The sequence below is a fragment of the Actinoplanes sp. NPDC049599 genome (genome assembly GCF_044465625.1).
Classification (GTDB): Bacteria; Actinomycetota; Actinomycetes; order Mycobacteriales; family Micromonosporaceae; genus Actinoplanes.
On the sequence record NZ_JBITLX010000003.1, the window covers coordinates 474,789 to 489,091 of the forward strand.

The window sequence follows — 14,303 nt, forward strand, 5'->3', positions numbered from 1 at the left end:
GTCAGAGCTTGAACGCGCCGACCAGGGTCCGCAGTCCCTCCGCAGTGCGGGCCACTTCCTCGCTGGCCTGCCGGGTCTGGGTGACACCATGCACGGCGGCCCCGCTGGCGGTGGAGACATCGGAGATGTTCGCGGCGATCCGGCTGCTGCCCGACGCCACCTCACCGATGCTGCGGCTCATCTCGCCGGTGGTGGCGGTCTGCTCCTCGACCGCGCTGGCGATGGTCGTCTGGAAGTCGTTGATCTTCGCGATGACCTCGCTGATCCGGCTGATCACCTCGACCGCGCCGTTGGTGTCCTGCTGGATCGCGTTCACCCGGGCGCCGATGTCCTCGGTGGCCCGGGCGGTCTCCTGGGCCAGGTCCTTGACCTCGCTGGCCACCACCGCGAAGCCCTTGCCCGCGTCGCCGGCCCGGGCGGCCTCGATGGTCGCATTGAGCGCCAGCAGGTTGGTCTGCTCGGCGATCGAGGTGATCAGCTTGATCACGTTGCCGATCTCCGCCGACGACTGGCCGAGCTGCCGGATCGTCTCGGTCGCCTGGGCGGCCTCCGCCACCGCCACCGCGGCGATCTGCGCGGCCTCGCTGGTGTTCCGGGAGATCTCCCGGATGCTCTGGCCCATCTCCTCGGAGCCGGCCGCCACCGTCTGCACGTTGCGGGAGATCTCCTCCGCCTCGTTCGAGGCCGAGGACGTCTGCGCGTCGGTGTCCTGGGCGGCGTCGGCGATCTGCCCGGCCACCGCCGAGAGCTCGGTGGCGGAGCTGGCCAGGGTCTCCGCGTTCTGGCCGATGGTGGTGATCGAAGCGTGGATCGAGGCGAGCGCGGAATCCAGCCCGACCGCCATCCGGCCCAGCTCGTCGCGGGTGGTGATGCCGCTGCGCTGGGTCAGGTCGCCCTTCGCCAGCGCGGCGACGACCTCGCCGAGCCGCCGTACCGGGCGCAGGATGGACCGGGCCAGCGGCACGGACAGACCGATGAGCAGGACCAGCCCGACGAGGCCGACGATCGCGGCCGCCAGGTCGGTGTCGCCGGCCGCGTCGGCCATGTCCGCGCGTTCCTGCTCGGCCGCGGCCGTGACCTTCTCGTTCAGGGCGCCGAGCTGGTCGTCCACCACGTTGTTGCGCTCGGCGATCTGGTCGGTGTCCGGCGCGGTGGTGGCGCCCGGCGCCAGCGCCTGGGTGACGAAGTCGGTGATGAAGGTGCCGAAGCTGTCGACGTTCGGCCGGATCGTGCCGAACTCGGCCGCCAGCGCCCCGGTCAGCCCGCACGACTGCACGGCGTCGGCCGCCTCGGTCGCGGAGACCACGTCGTCGGCGACGTCCTGGGTGACGTCGTGCTTCAGCGCCGACCGGTACGCGTCGACCTTGAGCTCGCTCTGCCGGGTGTCCAGGTGGTTGAGCGCACCGAGGCAGCTCTCCAGCGCCCGCACCCGGTCGGACTGGCCGACGAGCCGGTTCTGCCCCTGCATCGAGATGGCCGCCAGGGCCAGCAGGGCCAGCACACCGACCGACACGATAAGCGTCAGACGCTTGGCGATGCCCATTTCCATCAAACGCGACATCCGCATTCCCCTCGAAGGCAACCATGTGGCGAGCGGCTCGTCACCGGTGCGGTACTAGATCCATCCTCCGGGCGGATCGGCCCACTCGCGCCCCTTTTTAGTCATTTGCCGCAACTGTTCTGCACTCCCGGCGCACCGGGCCCGGCATCCGGTGCTCGGCAGCCTGTCCTGGACGGGTACGCGACCGCGTACGCCCCGGAAGGAATCCCGTGCTGAAACGCCGACATCCGCGCACCGCTCTCGCCCTGCTCGCCGCCGGCACCGTCGGCAGCGCCCTGACCCTCAGCACCGTCCCCGCGGCCGCGGCCGCGGCCGGCACCGTCGCCAGGGTCGCCGGCACCGGCACGGTCGTCACCGGCGGCACGCCGCTCAACGCGCGCAGCGCCCCCTCCGCGGGCAGCGCCCGGACCGGCACCCTCCGGAACGGCTCGACCGTCTCGATCGTCTGCCGGGTCGCCGGGCAGTTCGTCAGCGGGACCGTCACGAACACCGGCTACTGGGACCGATTGGCCGACAACAGCTACGTCTCCGACGCGTTCGTCCGGCGTGCCGACTCCGCGATCCCCAAGTGCGCCTCGGCGACGCCGCTACCGGCCGTGCCGGGCGCCTGGATGCTTCCGGTGACCGCCGGGCTGATCAGTGGCTTCCGCACCGTCGGACGCCCGGCCCACGACGGCGTCGACCTCGCCGCGAGCCGCAACACCCCGATCCGCGCGGCGTCGGCCGGCACGGTCGTCCGGGTGGTCTGCAACGTCTCGAAGGGCAGCTGCGATGTGGACGGCAAGCCCACGCTGAGCGGCTGCGGCTGGTACGTCGAGGTCCAGCACGAGGGCAACGTGATCACCAGGTATTGCCACCTGGTCCGGCGGCCCGTGGTCACCGTGGGCCAGGTCGTGTCCCGCGGCACGATCCTCGGTCACGTGGGCACGTCCGGCTCGTCGTCCGGCCCGCACCTGCACTTCGAGGTGCACGCGGGCGTACCGGCGACCCGGGAGAACGCGATCAGCCCGATCGCCTTCCTCACGGCCCGGGGCCTGCCCATCGGGTGAGGGCGGCGCAGGCCAACGGGCCGGACTCCCGCAGGGAGCCGGCCCAGGTCGGTACCACTTCGGAGGGTCAGACGCCCGGCGGCTCGACGGCCGACGGGCGCAACATCTCGGTCACGGCGCGGACCGCGTCCTCGTCCGGCGACGCCGCCTCGCGGTTGGCCGCCTGCAGCTCCTGATACACCTCTTCGCGGTGCACCTGGACGCTGCGCGGAGCCTTGATGCCGAGCCGGACGACGTCACCGCGCGTCTCGAGCACGGTCACGACGACGTCGTCGCCGATCATCACGCTCTCGCCGGCCCTCCTGGTCAGCACGAGCATCGTGGCTGCCCCTTCTCCATCCGTGGACAGGACACCGGTTTCGGCCGGCTGGGCTCAGTCGAGCCGGCTCAGAAGGTGCTGCGCATGATCGCGCGGACCGGCATGTTGCTGTCGTTGAGCACCACCTGCATGGCCCGCCGGCTGTCCCGGTCGACGATGATCGGCGCCAGCAGGTTGGCCGTGGTCTCGTTCATGCCGGCCGTGATGACCACCATCACCAGCAGGCGGTCCGGGTCCTTGGTGTTCAGCGCGGCGAAGACCTCGTTCTCGATCTCCGGCGCGTAGTCCGGGAAGAACGGCTCCGGCGGCGCCACCAGGAAGCGGAGACCCGGATCCTTGACTGAGGTGAACGCGTAGAGCAGGCCCTGGTCGTTCAGCCGGACGAGAACGAACTGCTGGTGCGCGGGGAAGCCGGGCATGGGCACAGCCATGTCGATGATCGGCATGTCCTGCTCGATGTCGGTCACGGATGCCCCCATCGGTCGGGACGCGGTGCGAGTAGTCATGGTCACCTCAGGAAATCGATGAGCGACGGTTGAATAACCTTGGCCGTGGCGGCCAAGGCGGCCTGATACGAGGTCTGCTGGAGCTGCATGTCCATGATGGTCTTCGGCAGATCGATGTCCTCGATGTCAGACAACTGCGACGTCACGGACAACAGGCGGTCCTGCGCGGATGTCTTCATCTGCGCAATCCGATTGTATCGTGAGCCGATCTCAGAAACTGCCGATTTCAGCTGATCACTGGCTTTGTCCAGCCGGCCCAGATCGGTCGAGAGTTGGTCGCGGTCACCGGCTCGGATGCTGGCGGAAAGGTCTTTCAGCACCTTGAAAAGACCGTTGGTGTCGTCGCCGTACGCCTCGGTGCCGGTCAGGTCGACGCGCACCTTGGTGCCCGAGCCGACGGTGCGCGATACGCTCGTGGTGGCCACCTGCGACGGGTCGTACGCGTTGCCGGTGAACACCCCGTCCTTGTCGTAGGCCACCGGGTCGGTGGTGTTGCCGCCGAACACGGGCCGGTCCAGGTAACGGGTGTTGGCCTGGGAGATCAGGGTGTCCCGGAGCTGGTCGATCTCCGCGGCCAGCGCCTCGCCGGCGAGCGCGCCGTTGGAGTTCATGTTCAGCGCCTGCACGGTCAGATCGCGGGCCCGGTTCGTCAGCGTCGACGAACTGGCCAGCGTGTCCTCCAGCGTGCTCAGCCAGCCCATGCCGTCCTCGGCATTGCGGGTGTATTGCTGACTGGTCAGCGATTCACTGCGCAATTGCAGGGCGGAGACCGTCCCGGCCGGCGAATCCGACGGGCGGTTGAGCTGTTTACCGCTGGACAACTGTTCCTGGATCTTCGCACCCTTGGCGAGATTGCGTTGCAGATTGGCCAGCACCCGGGTGTGGATGCTGCTCTCGGTGATTCTGCCGCTGACCATCTGACTACCTACCTTCCGACCAGGCCCGTACGGTTGATGAGCTGGTCGAGCATCGAATCGATTGTGGTCAGCACCCGGGAAGCGGCCTCGTAGCCGCGCTGATAGGTGAGCAGGTTGGTCATCTCCTCATCGAGATTGACCCCGGACTGCGACTCGCGGGCCGCGTCGACCTGCTCGGCCACCACGCCCTGGATCTCGGAACGGCGCGTGGTGGCCTGCGAGATGACGCCGAGCTGGCCGATCATGTTCTGGTACTCGCGGTCCGGGCCGCCGGCCAGTTCGCCGATGTCGGCGATCGCGTCGGCGACGGAGTTGTCCCGGGTGCCGGCGGTGGCCGAGACGGCGACCTGGTCCGGGTCCCTGATCAGGACCTTGATGGAACCGGCCGTGGTGCCGGCGAAGAAGTTGAGGTTGGTGCTGCCGTCGGCGCTGACGCCCTTGACGTGCTCGGCGTTGACCCGGTCGATCAGGTTCTTGGCCACCGAGTCGAGCTGGTCCGACAGGCCCGGAATGATCTTCGACATGGTGTCGACCACCGCGCCGATGGTGCCGCCGGCCTCGATCTTGCCGCCGTTGTCCTTCCAGCGCAGAGCCACCGGGTCGGCGGTCTGGTCCTCCAGCCGGGCCGCGCCGGTGAACTCCACCTCGCGGGTCGTCGTGCCGGTCACCACGGTCGCGCCGTTAATGAAGACGTCCATGCCGCCGTTCTCCCGCTTCGCCGCGGTGGCGCCGGTGAGCTCGGCGAGCCGCATGGCCAGCAGGTCGCGACGGTCCTCCAGCTCGTTGACCGGCACCCCGGCGCCGTTCGCCTGGATGATGCTGTCGTTGAGCTGCGCGATCGACCGGGCCGCGACGTTGATCTCGTCGACGTGCACCTCTGTCTGGGTGCGGTTCTGCTCCCACTGCCGGGACAGCGCGTCGTGGGCGGAGTTGAACTGACTCGCCACCGTCGCGCTCTGCTGGATGAGCGCGGAGCGCGGCGCGGCGAGCTGCGGGTTGTTCGCCACGTCGTTCCAGCTGCCCCACATGTCGCGCATCTGTGCGGCGAGCGCGGTGTCGCTGGGCTCGGCGAAGGCGTCCTCGATCGTGGTGTAGGTCGCGCTCTGGCTGGCCAGGTACGCGTTGGTGCCGTGCTCCGCGCGGCCGCGGTTCTCCAGGTACTCGTCCTTCAGCCGCTGCACGGCGGAGACCGAGACGCCGGTGCCGAGGCCGTCCGTCCTGGCGTACATGGCCGGCGACATCGAGCCGACCTGGGCCTGCATGTCGACGCGCTGCCGGGTGTATCCCTCGGTGTTGGCGTTCGCGATGTTCTGGCCGGTCACGTCCAGGCCACGCCGCTGCGCGTAGAGCGCGGTCAGCGCCGTGTTGATGCCACCGAAACTGCTGGCCATCAGATCGCCTCGTCCACCAGGCTGGGGCGGCGCACGCCGCCGCTGACGGTTTTGCCCTGCGGGCTATAGGTTTCCACGGTTCCGGCGAACGCGAGCATGGTTTCGCGAGCCGCCCGCTGACCCGCGGTGAGCAGGTCCCGGTTCGCCTCCGCCATGGCACCGATCTCCGAGGTGAGTGTCAGGAAGGCCTTGCGGTGCTGGTGCAACAGGTCGGACCAGGGCGCCGGCGCCGCGTCGGCCAGCTGGCCCAGCGACGCTTCCACGTCCAGTCCCAGCTCCAGCGCGACGGCCTGGGCGTACGCGGCCCGCGCCACTTCGGTCTGACGAATCTGATCCAGCACGACCTCTACCTCTCTGGTGGCGTGGGCAAGCCAGCGGGATCGGTTGGAGGCGAGCAGCAACTGCTCCTCCTCCAGCTTGAACAACAGCAGCTCCAACAGCTCCCGTGCGCGCCACAGGACGCTGGACAGGTCGGTCAGGCTCACCGGCTCCTCCGTCTCCGCTGGAGGACATCCCCCCGCTTCACCGGAACCGTCGGCACCGTTCGGGCCCGCCTGAGGAGTTGGGCTCCTTTTGGTTGCCAAACGGGTGGCAGCCGGATTCCGGGCGCCGGCAACAACCGCGAAGAAACTTCGAATACTTCTCAGGACGGACCGGGGCCGACCGATCTCTGATGGCGTAAGCAAAACGGCTCACGGATGGGCCGGTCAGACCCCACTCAAGGAGGAAATTCAAATGGGTCTTCGTATCAACCAGAACATCGCTGCCCAGAACGCCTACCGCAGCCTCTCGGTCTCCGACAACCAGATGTCGAAGTCGCTGGAGAAGCTGTCGTCGGGTTTCCGGATCAACCGGGCCGCCGACGACGCCGCGGGTCTGGCGATCAGCGAGGGCCTGCGCAGCCAGGTCGGTGGCCTCAAGGTCGCCGTCCGCAACGCGCAGGATGGTGTTTCGGTGGTGCAGACCGCTGAAGGTGCGCTGAACGAGGTTCACTCGATCCTCCAGCGTATGCGTGACCTGGGTGTGCAGGCGGGTAACGACTCGAACAACACCGAGGCTCGGGCCAACATCAAGACCGAGGTCGACAGCCTCACCGGGGAACTGACCCGGATCGGCGCCTCGACCAACTTCAACGGCACGAAGCTGCTCGACGGCACCGCGGGTGCCGCCGGCGTCATGACCTTCCAGGTCGGGGCGGACGGCGACGCCAACAGCCAGATCCAGGTGGATCTGACCTCGGCCAACCTCACCACGGTCGTGACCAACCTCGGCACCCTGGACTTCACCGACGCGACCGCCTCCCAGGCGGCCATCACGTCGATCGACACCCAGATCGAGGCCATCTCGACCGCCCGGGCGTCGCTCGGTGCGTCGCAGAACCGGTTCGAGCACACGATCAACAGCCAGAACGTCGCGATCGAGAACCTGTCGGCTTCCGAGAGCCGGATCCGTGACACCGACATGGCGCAGGAAATGATGTCCTTCACCCGATCTCAGATCCTGACCCAGGCCGGCACCTCGATGCTGTCCCAGGCCAACCAGTCGCAGCAGGGCGTGCTTTCCCTCCTGCGCTGATCGGCACCGTGACAAATCGCCGAATGGCTCAGGCCAAGGCATAGACAACCGAATAGACGGGCGGTCGGCGTCATCGCCGGCCGCCCGTCCCCGTAACTGATCCACAGACGGAGGGAGCCCCCATGGCCAGCGTCGACGGCCTCGTGACCGGCATGAGCACCACGGACACCATCAACCAGCTCATGAAGATCGAAGCGGCCCCCCAGGCAGCCCTCAAGACGAAGATCACCACCGCCGGCAAGGTGGTGACCGCGTACCAGAGCATCAGCACCCGGATGGCGAGCATCGCCACGGCCGCGAGTGCTCTGAACGACCCCGACGCGTGGACCACGATGAAGGCCACCTCCAGCTCGGACGGTGCCGTCGTCACCGCCCTGCCCGGTGGCACCGTCGGCTCCCTGAGCTTCCGCGTCGACCAGCTCGCGGTGGCACAGAAGCAGACCTACGACACCACGGTCGCCTCGATCTCCACGCCGGTCATGGCCGGCACCACCTTCGACGTGACGCTCAGCGACGGCACCCCGAAGCAGCTCACGGCTTCCGGCAGCTCGCTCCAGTCGGTGATCGCCGCGATCAACGGCGAATCCAACCTGCCGTACAAGGCCTCGGCGGTGATGGTCGGACCGGGCCAGTACACGCTGCAGCTCACCGCCAAGGAGAGCGGCACGGCAGGCGCGGACAAGGTCAACGCTGTCGCCGGGCCGACCGGCCTGAGCCTGGGCACCGGGAACATCACCCTCGCCCCGGTCGACGCCAAGCTGACGGTGGACGGCCCGAACGGCCAGTTCGAGCTCACCTCCGGCTCCAACACCTTCACCGACGTGCTCCCCGGCGTCACCATCACCGCCGCCAAGGTGACCGCCGCGGCGGATCCGGCGATCACGGTCGAGATGACGCCCGACGGCGAGGGCATCGCCGCCAAGGTGCAGGCCCTGATCGACAACGCCAACGTGGCGCTGTCCGAGATCGCCGGGCAGAGCAAGGTCAAGTCTGGCGACACCGGGGCCGGCACGCTGGTCGGTGACAGCGCGATGCGCAAGCTCACCCAGGACATCATCGGCGCCATCTCCGGCGGCGCCCCCGGGCTGGGCTCGAACGGGGCCGCGAGCTTCAACGCGGTCAACATCGGCGTCGACCGCTACGGCAAGCTGACGTTCAACAAGGAAGAATTCCTCAAGACGTACGCGAAGGACCCGGCCGCCACCGAGAAGTACTTCAACCACTACACCGACACCACCGGCAACGGGAAGTTCGACCCGGGCTACGACCAGGCTGTCGGCCTCTCCCGCAAGCTGGAGACCGTGGCGCTGATCGCCACCAAGGGCGTCGTCGACCCCGCGAACCCCGCGCGGGTCCGGGAGGGCATCCTCCAGGGCCTGATCCAGCGCCGCAACGACAACATCCGGGGCCTCAACGACCAGGTCGCCCAGTGGGACACCCGGCTGGAGCTCCGCAAGACGAACCTGCAGAAGCAGTTCTCGGCCCTTGAGGTCGCCATGGGCAAGATGCAGCAACAGTCCTCCTGGCTGGCGAGTCAGCTCGCCGGCCTCGGATGAGCGGAGCGAGTCTCTTCATGACCACACCTTCACCGGCCATGCGCGCGCGCTACATCACCGACTCGGTCTCGACCGCCTCGCCGGTCAAGCTGCTGCTGATGCTCTTCGACCGGCTGGTCCTGGACCTCAACCGCGGCGAGCAGGCGCTGCTGGCCGGCGACCGGGCCGAGGCCAACACCCACCTCAAGCACGCCCAGGACATCGTCACCGAGCTGCACGTCTCGCTGAACCTGGACGTCTGGGACGGCGCCGCCGGCCTGGCCGCGCTGTACGCCTTCGTCGAGACCGAGCTGGTCAACGCCAACGTGCACGGCGACGCGGCGAAGGTGAAGGCGGTGCTGGGGCTGATGGAGCCGCTGCGCGACACCTGGCGTGAGGCGGCGCTTGCCGTCGCGGCCGCCGAGGGGTGACCCCGATGGCCGACGAGTGGCGGCAAGTGTGGATCGCGGCGCTGGACGAGCTCGAGGCCGACGTCGAGACCGTCGAGCGGATGATCACCGAGGAGCACCGCAGCCAGGAGCTGCCGGGCGCGACCCCGTGGGCGCCGCCGCCGGGGGTCGGCCCCATCCCGTTGGACCTGCGGCCCCGGGCCGACTTCATCCTGACCCGTCAGCTCGAGGCGGCGAAGGCGGCGGCCATGGCGATCACCGCCAACCGGCGGCAGACGGCTTTCGCCTCCCGGGTGGAGGTGGGCACCTCCGGCAAGGGTGTCCCCACGTACATCGACTGTGCCATCTGACCCACTCGTACCAGCCGCACCGGACCCGGGACCCGCACGCAGGGGTCTCGGGTTCTTGCGTGCAACCCACCAGCAACCGTTTGGGACTCAGCGGATCGGCCGACGGGCCGAATCGGAGGGTACGAGCAACGGATTGCTCGGACCGATCGCCAAGGACGGGCACCCGAACGAGCATGAAGGGAACTGCCGTGTTCGACGACGTCGCCTCGTCCTCGCTCCGCGTCGCAGTGGCCGGCTTGTCCGCCCGCCAGAACGCCATCGCCAACAACATCTCCAATATCGAGACCCCCGGCTACCAGGCTCGTAAGGTCAAGTTCGAGGAGGCGCTGAGCAGCGCCGTCGCTCACGGTCAGTCGCCCTCGACGGTCTCGCCGAGCGTGCAGAACTCGCTGGAGCCGACGCGCCTGAACGGCAGCAACGTCAACCTCGACGAGGAGACGCTGTCGCACATCGACACGACGATGCGCTACCAGCTCACCCTGCGCGCCCTCGACGGCAAGTACGGACTGATCCGCGACGCGATCAAGGGGGCGTGAGGTAGATGAGCACCTTCAACGCGATCGGGACAGCCGCCAGCGGCGTCACGGTCTACCGCAAGTGGCTGGACGCGGTCTCCGACAACATCGCCAACATGGACAACGTCAGCAAGACGTCCGACAACGCCTTCCAGGCCCGCTACGTCGTGGCCCAGGAGGCGCAGGACGGCAACGGCGCGCAGGTGGGCGGCATCGCGTACGGCAGCGCCGAGGGTGTGCTGGCGTACGAGCCGGACAATCCGATGGCCGACACCGAGGGCTACGTGCGCCGGCCGGACATCGACCTGGGCAGCCAGATGGCCCAGCTGATGATGGCCCAGCGGGCATACCAGGCGAACCTCTCGGTCGTCGACCGGGCGCGCGAGTCCTACAGCGCCGCCATCCAGCTCGGGAGGGCGTGACCATGACGTCTCCGATCGGCGCGCTCGGCGCGATCAGCGGCCTGAGCGCGGTCAGCGGCATCTCCGGCGTCGACGGCATCGCGGGTGCGGCCAAGGCCGCCACCGTCAGCGGACCGAACACCGACTTCGCCGGGATGCTGTCCAGGGGCCTGGAGAGCGTGCAGGCCTCCCAGTCCAAGGCCTCCGACCTGGCCGTGCAGGTCGCCAACGGCACGCTGCAGGACCCCGCCCAGTACACGATGGCCTCCACCGAGGCCGCCCTGGGACTGCAGCTGACCATGGCGATCCGCAACAAGGCCGTGGAGGCCTTCCAGGAGATCATGAGGATGCAGGCCTGACATGACCGACTGCACCGAGCGGCACCCAGCCGGACCTGACGACGGCCTCGCAGGCGAGGGCCAGGAAGGCATGTCAAAGGAAGGCACAGCATGACGGACCGACTCCCCGCGCCCGTACGCAAGGTCGGTGACTCCTTCAAGTCCTTCACCCCGGGACAGAAGGTCGTCACCGTCGCCGCCGTGCTCGCCCTGCTCATCGGCGGTTACTTCTTCGCCACCTGGGCCGCGAAGCCGTCGTACTCCGCCCTGTTCAGCAACCTGTCGAGCAAGGACGCCAGCGCGATCGTCGAGTCGCTGCAGAAGACCGGCACGTCGTACGAGCTGACCAACGGCGGCAGCACCATCCTGGTGCCCAAGGACGAGGTCTACGACCTGCGGCTGCAGCTCAGCGGCGAGGGCCTGCCCGGCGAGTCGGACACCGGCTACTCGCTGCTGGACCAGCAGGGGATCACCACCAGCGACTTCATGCAGCACACGAACTACCAGCGCGCGCTCGAGGGCGAGATCGCCTCCACCATCAAGTCGATCGACGGCGTCGAGGCGGCCACCGTGCGCCTGGTGATGCCGCAGAAGGACGTCTTCGCCGACGACCAGAACAAGACCACCGCCTCCGTGCTGGTGAAGTCCTCGGCCAACAACCCGCTCTCCAACCAGCAGGTGCAGGCGATCGTGCACCTCGTCGCGTCGAGCGTCGAGGGCCTCGCGCCGGAGCAGGTCACCGTGGCCGGCGCCGACGGCAAGATCCTGTCCACCGGCGGCGGCGCCGCGATCGCCACCGGCGGCGACAGCGGCACGGAGTCGCAGACCGTCGCCTTCCAGAACCGCCTCAACGCCTCGCTGCAGAACATGCTCGACAGCGTCGTCGGCCCCGGCCACGCCGTGGTGACCACCACCGCTGAGCTGGACTACGACCAGACCGAGACGACCACCGAGAGCTACACCTCGGACCCGTCGGTCGCCGCGCTGTCGGAGAGCATCAGCCGCGAGGCCTACAACGGCAACGGCACCGGCCAGGGTGGCGTGCTCGGCCCGGACAACATCCAGGTGCCGAACGGCACGGGCACCGCCGGCACCGGCCAGTACGAGAACAGCAGCAACGTGCGCAACAACGCCGTCAACAAGACCACCGAGGCCCGGAAGAGCGCCCCGGGCAGCATCAAGAAGCTCAACGTGGCCGTCCTGCTGGACAGCACCACCGCCGGCGCGGTCAACTCCGCCGACGTGCAGTCGCTGGTCAGCGCCGCGGCCGGGATCGACGCGACCCGCGGCGACACCATCGCGGTGAGCGCCATGCCGTTCGACACCAGCGCCGCCACCGCCGCCCAGGACGCGCTGGCCGCGTCCGCCCTCGCCGAGCAGTCCGCCAAGCAGACCTCGCTGTACAAGACCGCGGGGATGGTCCTGGTGGTGCTGATCCTGATCTTCCTGGCCTGGCGGGCGAGCCGGCGGTCGAAGAAGCGCAAGGCGCTGACCCCCGCCGAGCTCAGGCACCTCGAGGACATGCAGTCCGCGCTCGAGCAGCAGCGCCTGGCCCAGCTCAACGCGGCCATCCCGTCGGCGGCGATCGAGGCCGCCAACTCCGACCTGGAGGCCCTCGAGGAGCGGCAGCGCGAGATCGAGCAAATGGTCGAGGACCAGCCCGAGGAGATGGCCGCCCTGCTGCGCGGCTGGCTCGGCGCCTCCCGGTGATCTCTCCCCCTAGGTTCAAGGAGGAACCGCTTTGACCACCCCCGCGCTGAGCACGACGTCGATGACCGGCCTGCGCAAAGCCGCCATCCTGCTGGTGCGGATGGGCAAGGAGTACTCCACCCGGGTGCTCGCCAACATGAAGGAGAACGAGGTCGAGGAGATCTCGGCCGAGATCGCCCGGCTCGGCAAGCTGGAGCCGGAGGTCGTCGGCGACGTCATCGACGAGTTCTACGCCCTGGCCACGACCAAGCACGCCGGCACCGGCGGCATGGCGTACGCGCGCGAGCTGCTCGAGGCGTCCCTGGGCACCGAACGCGCGCAGCTGATCCTGGACCGGCTGCAGGCCTCGATGACCGACATGCCGTTCAACTTCCTCAGCCACGCCGACCCCCGGCAGCTGCTGTCGTACGTGCAGTACGAGCACCCGCAGACGATCGCGCTGGTGCTGGCGCACATCCCGTCGGCGCTGGCCAGCTCGATCCTGTCCGGGCTGGCGCCCGAGGTGCAGTCGGACGTCGCGCACCGGATCGCGGTCATGGACCGCACCTCACCGGACGTGATCCGGCAGGTGGAGCTGGCCCTGCAGCGCAAGCTCTCCACCGTGCTGCAGCCGGACGAGCTGTCCACGGTCGGCGGCCTCGACCCGCTGGTCGACATCATCAACCGGGCCGACCGCACCACCGAGCGCCTCATCCTGGAGGCCCTGGAGGCGCGCAACCCGGAGATCGCCGAGGAGATCCGCCGGCGGATGTTCATGTTCGAGGACATCGTCAACCTCGACGACCGCTCGGTGCAGCTGGTGCTGCGCCAGGTCGAGCCCTCCGACCTCGCCACCGCGCTCAAGGGCGTGGCGGAGGAGGTCCGCGACAAGGTCACCAAGAACCTCTCCGAGCGGGGCCGGGAGAACCTGCTGGAGGAGATCGACCTGATGGGCCCGGTCAAGGTCAAGATGGTCGAGGAGGCGCAGACCAAGATCGTCGCGGTGATCCGCGCCCTGGAGGACTCCGGCCAGATCGAGATCCAGCGTGGTGGCGAGGTCGATGAGCTCATCGCCTGAGGACGGTCCGGTGCTGCGCGGCAGCGTCGCCGAGGCGGCCACTGCGGCCCGCTTCGCCGTGGACCTGCGGCGCGGCGTACCCGCGGACAGCGAACCGGTCGAGCGGGCCAAGCGGGAGGCCCGTACCACCGGTTATGCCGAGGGCTGGGCGCAGGGCCAGCGGGCCGCGGCGCTCCAGGCCGAGGCGGCCGCGGAGCGGGCCCGGGCCGTGCAGCAGGCCCACGACCAGCGGCGCGCGGCCGCACTGGCCAGCGCGATCAACGCGCTCGGCCGGGCCGTGACCAACCTGGAGACCCAGATGATGCCCACCCTGCACGAGCTGCAGGAGGCGGTGCTGGCGCACGCGTTCGAGCTGGCCGAGGCGATCGTCGGCCGGGCCATGGACGACCCGGAGGGCCGGGCCGCGGCCGCGCTGCGCCGGGCCATGAACGCCGCGCCCGAGCAGGGCGACATCGTGGTGAGCCTGCATCCCGACGATTTCCGCAATCTCGTCGGCACGGCAACCGACGCCGACTACAACTACGAGGGCCGGCCGGTGCACCTGCGGCCCGACCCGGCGCTGCACCCCGGCGACGCGGTGGCCGAGACCGGCACCACAACCGTCGACGCCTCCATCGCCACCGCCGTGGCGAGAGCGCGGGCCGCACTGAGACTGTGAAGGACTCCCAC

General features: G+C 69.0%; 17 protein-coding genes. 11 read left to right on the forward strand and 6 right to left on the reverse strand.

What is annotated here, in order from left to right; all coding sequences use genetic code 11:
* Nucleotide 1: 1 nt before the first annotated feature.
* Nucleotides 2-1,561 carry a methyl-accepting chemotaxis protein gene (locus ACIBQZ_RS08435; RefSeq protein WP_396087809.1) on the reverse strand — a complete coding sequence of 520 codons (1,560 nt, stop codon included), beginning with the start codon at nt 1,559-1,561 and terminating at the stop codon, nt 2-4.
* A 209-nt stretch (nt 1,562-1,770) separates the two neighbouring features.
* Here ACIBQZ_RS08435 and ACIBQZ_RS08440 point away from each other — a divergent pair, with 209 nt between their 5' ends.
* The gene (locus ACIBQZ_RS08440; RefSeq protein ID WP_396087810.1) at nt 1,771-2,610 is read left to right on the forward strand and encodes a peptidoglycan DD-metalloendopeptidase family protein; all 840 of its coding nucleotides are present in this window, start codon (nt 1,771-1,773) and stop codon (nt 2,608-2,610) included.
* A gap of 67 nt (nt 2,611-2,677) precedes the next feature.
* On the opposite strand, the gene csrA is transcribed toward ACIBQZ_RS08440, so the two are convergent.
* The 5 genes from csrA to flgN all read right to left on the reverse strand — a co-directional run bounded on the left by csrA (nt 2,678) and on the right by flgN (nt 6,228).
* Nucleotides 2,678-2,929, reverse strand: coding sequence for a carbon storage regulator CsrA (gene csrA / locus ACIBQZ_RS08445; RefSeq protein WP_396087812.1), 252 nt, complete (start codon nt 2,927-2,929; stop codon nt 2,678-2,680).
* 68 nt (nt 2,930-2,997) lie between these two features.
* Nucleotides 2,998-3,396, reverse strand: a complete 399-nt coding sequence (gene fliW, locus ACIBQZ_RS08450) for a flagellar assembly protein FliW (RefSeq protein ID WP_396087813.1) — start codon at nt 3,394-3,396, stop codon at nt 2,998-3,000.
* Between the two features lie 41 nt (nt 3,397-3,437).
* Complete coding sequence (locus ACIBQZ_RS08455) at nt 3,438-4,352, reverse strand: flagellin (protein WP_396087814.1); 915 nt, start codon at nt 4,350-4,352, stop codon at nt 3,438-3,440.
* An 8-nt stretch (nt 4,353-4,360) separates the two neighbouring features.
* Nucleotides 4,361-5,743 carry a flagellar hook-associated protein FlgK gene (flgK, locus tag ACIBQZ_RS08460; protein ID WP_396087815.1) on the reverse strand — a complete coding sequence of 461 codons (1,383 nt, stop codon included), beginning with the start codon at nt 5,741-5,743 and terminating at the stop codon, nt 4,361-4,363.
* The gene (gene flgN / locus ACIBQZ_RS08465) at nt 5,743-6,228 is read right to left on the reverse strand and encodes a flagellar export chaperone FlgN (RefSeq protein ID WP_396087816.1); all 486 of its coding nucleotides are present in this window, start codon (nt 6,226-6,228) and stop codon (nt 5,743-5,745) included. Before flgN ends, flgK begins: the two co-directional genes overlap by 1 nt.
* A gap of 88 nt (nt 6,229-6,316) precedes the next feature.
* Here flgN and ACIBQZ_RS08470 point away from each other — a divergent pair, with 88 nt between their 5' ends.
* The 10 genes from ACIBQZ_RS08470 to ACIBQZ_RS08515 all read left to right on the forward strand — a co-directional run bounded on the left by ACIBQZ_RS08470 (nt 6,317) and on the right by ACIBQZ_RS08515 (nt 14,292).
* Nucleotides 6,317-7,318: a flagellin gene (locus ACIBQZ_RS08470; protein WP_396087817.1), complete on the forward strand. Its 1,002-nt coding sequence runs from the start codon at nt 6,317-6,319 to the stop codon at nt 7,316-7,318.
* 122 nt (nt 7,319-7,440) lie between these two features.
* The gene (gene fliD / locus ACIBQZ_RS08475) at nt 7,441-8,874 is read left to right on the forward strand and encodes a flagellar filament capping protein FliD (RefSeq protein ID WP_396087818.1); all 1,434 of its coding nucleotides are present in this window, start codon (nt 7,441-7,443) and stop codon (nt 8,872-8,874) included.
* Nucleotides 8,875-8,891: 17 nt separating this feature from the next.
* A complete protein-coding gene (fliS, locus tag ACIBQZ_RS08480) occupies nt 8,892-9,284 on the forward strand; it encodes a flagellar export chaperone FliS (RefSeq protein WP_396087819.1) in 393 nt (130 codons plus the stop codon).
* 5 nt (nt 9,285-9,289) lie between these two features.
* The gene (locus ACIBQZ_RS08485; RefSeq protein WP_396087820.1) at nt 9,290-9,613 is read left to right on the forward strand and encodes a hypothetical protein; all 324 of its coding nucleotides are present in this window, start codon (nt 9,290-9,292) and stop codon (nt 9,611-9,613) included.
* A gap of 188 nt (nt 9,614-9,801) precedes the next feature.
* Nucleotides 9,802-10,149 carry a flagellar basal body rod protein FlgB gene (locus ACIBQZ_RS08490; RefSeq protein WP_396087822.1) on the forward strand — a complete coding sequence of 116 codons (348 nt, stop codon included), beginning with the start codon at nt 9,802-9,804 and terminating at the stop codon, nt 10,147-10,149.
* A gap of 5 nt (nt 10,150-10,154) precedes the next feature.
* Nucleotides 10,155-10,550 carry a flagellar basal body rod protein FlgC gene (locus ACIBQZ_RS08495; protein ID WP_396087823.1) on the forward strand — a complete coding sequence of 132 codons (396 nt, stop codon included), beginning with the start codon at nt 10,155-10,157 and terminating at the stop codon, nt 10,548-10,550.
* Nucleotides 10,551-10,552: 2 nt separating this feature from the next.
* Nucleotides 10,553-10,888: a flagellar hook-basal body complex protein FliE gene (locus tag ACIBQZ_RS08500; protein ID WP_396087824.1), complete on the forward strand. Its 336-nt coding sequence runs from the start codon at nt 10,553-10,555 to the stop codon at nt 10,886-10,888.
* Between the two features lie 90 nt (nt 10,889-10,978).
* Nucleotides 10,979-12,577 carry a flagellar basal-body MS-ring/collar protein FliF gene (gene fliF, locus ACIBQZ_RS08505; RefSeq protein WP_396087825.1) on the forward strand — a complete coding sequence of 533 codons (1,599 nt, stop codon included), beginning with the start codon at nt 10,979-10,981 and terminating at the stop codon, nt 12,575-12,577.
* 31 nt (nt 12,578-12,608) lie between these two features.
* On the forward strand, nt 12,609-13,634 hold the full coding sequence (fliG, locus tag ACIBQZ_RS08510) for a flagellar motor switch protein FliG (protein WP_396087826.1): 1,026 nt from the start codon (nt 12,609-12,611) through the stop codon (nt 13,632-13,634).
* On the forward strand, nt 13,618-14,292 hold the full coding sequence (locus tag ACIBQZ_RS08515) for a FliH/SctL family protein (RefSeq protein ID WP_396087827.1): 675 nt from the start codon (nt 13,618-13,620) through the stop codon (nt 14,290-14,292). The genes fliG and ACIBQZ_RS08515 overlap by 17 nt, the downstream gene beginning before the upstream one ends.
* The last annotated feature ends 11 nt before the right edge of the window (nt 14,293-14,303 follow it).

Excerpts from the sequence above, each read along its gene's own strand:
- csrA (WP_396087812.1), bottom strand. The coding sequence starts at position 2,929 with ATGCTCGTGCTGACCAGGAGGGCCGGCGAGAGCGTGATGATCGGCGAC.
- ACIBQZ_RS08455 (WP_396087814.1), bottom strand. The coding sequence starts at position 4,352 with ATGGTCAGCGGCAGAATCACCGAGAGCAGCATCCACACCCGGGTGCTG.
- ACIBQZ_RS08435 (WP_396087809.1), bottom strand. The coding sequence starts at position 1,561 with ATGTCGCGTTTGATGGAAATGGGCATCGCCAAGCGTCTGACGCTTATC.
- ACIBQZ_RS08485 (WP_396087820.1), top strand. The coding sequence starts at position 9,290 with ATGGCCGACGAGTGGCGGCAAGTGTGGATCGCGGCGCTGGACGAGCTC.
- fliS (WP_396087819.1), top strand. The coding sequence starts at position 8,892 with ATGACCACACCTTCACCGGCCATGCGCGCGCGCTACATCACCGACTCG.
- ACIBQZ_RS08495 (WP_396087823.1), top strand. The coding sequence starts at position 10,155 with ATGAGCACCTTCAACGCGATCGGGACAGCCGCCAGCGGCGTCACGGTC.
- fliD (WP_396087818.1), top strand. The coding sequence starts at position 7,441 with ATGGCCAGCGTCGACGGCCTCGTGACCGGCATGAGCACCACGGACACC.
- fliF (WP_396087825.1), top strand. The coding sequence starts at position 10,979 with ATGACGGACCGACTCCCCGCGCCCGTACGCAAGGTCGGTGACTCCTTC.
- ACIBQZ_RS08515 (WP_396087827.1), top strand. The coding sequence starts at position 13,618 with ATGAGCTCATCGCCTGAGGACGGTCCGGTGCTGCGCGGCAGCGTCGCC.
- flgK (WP_396087815.1), bottom strand. The coding sequence starts at position 5,743 with ATGGCCAGCAGTTTCGGTGGCATCAACACGGCGCTGACCGCGCTCTAC.
- ACIBQZ_RS08500 (WP_396087824.1), top strand. The coding sequence starts at position 10,553 with ATGACGTCTCCGATCGGCGCGCTCGGCGCGATCAGCGGCCTGAGCGCG.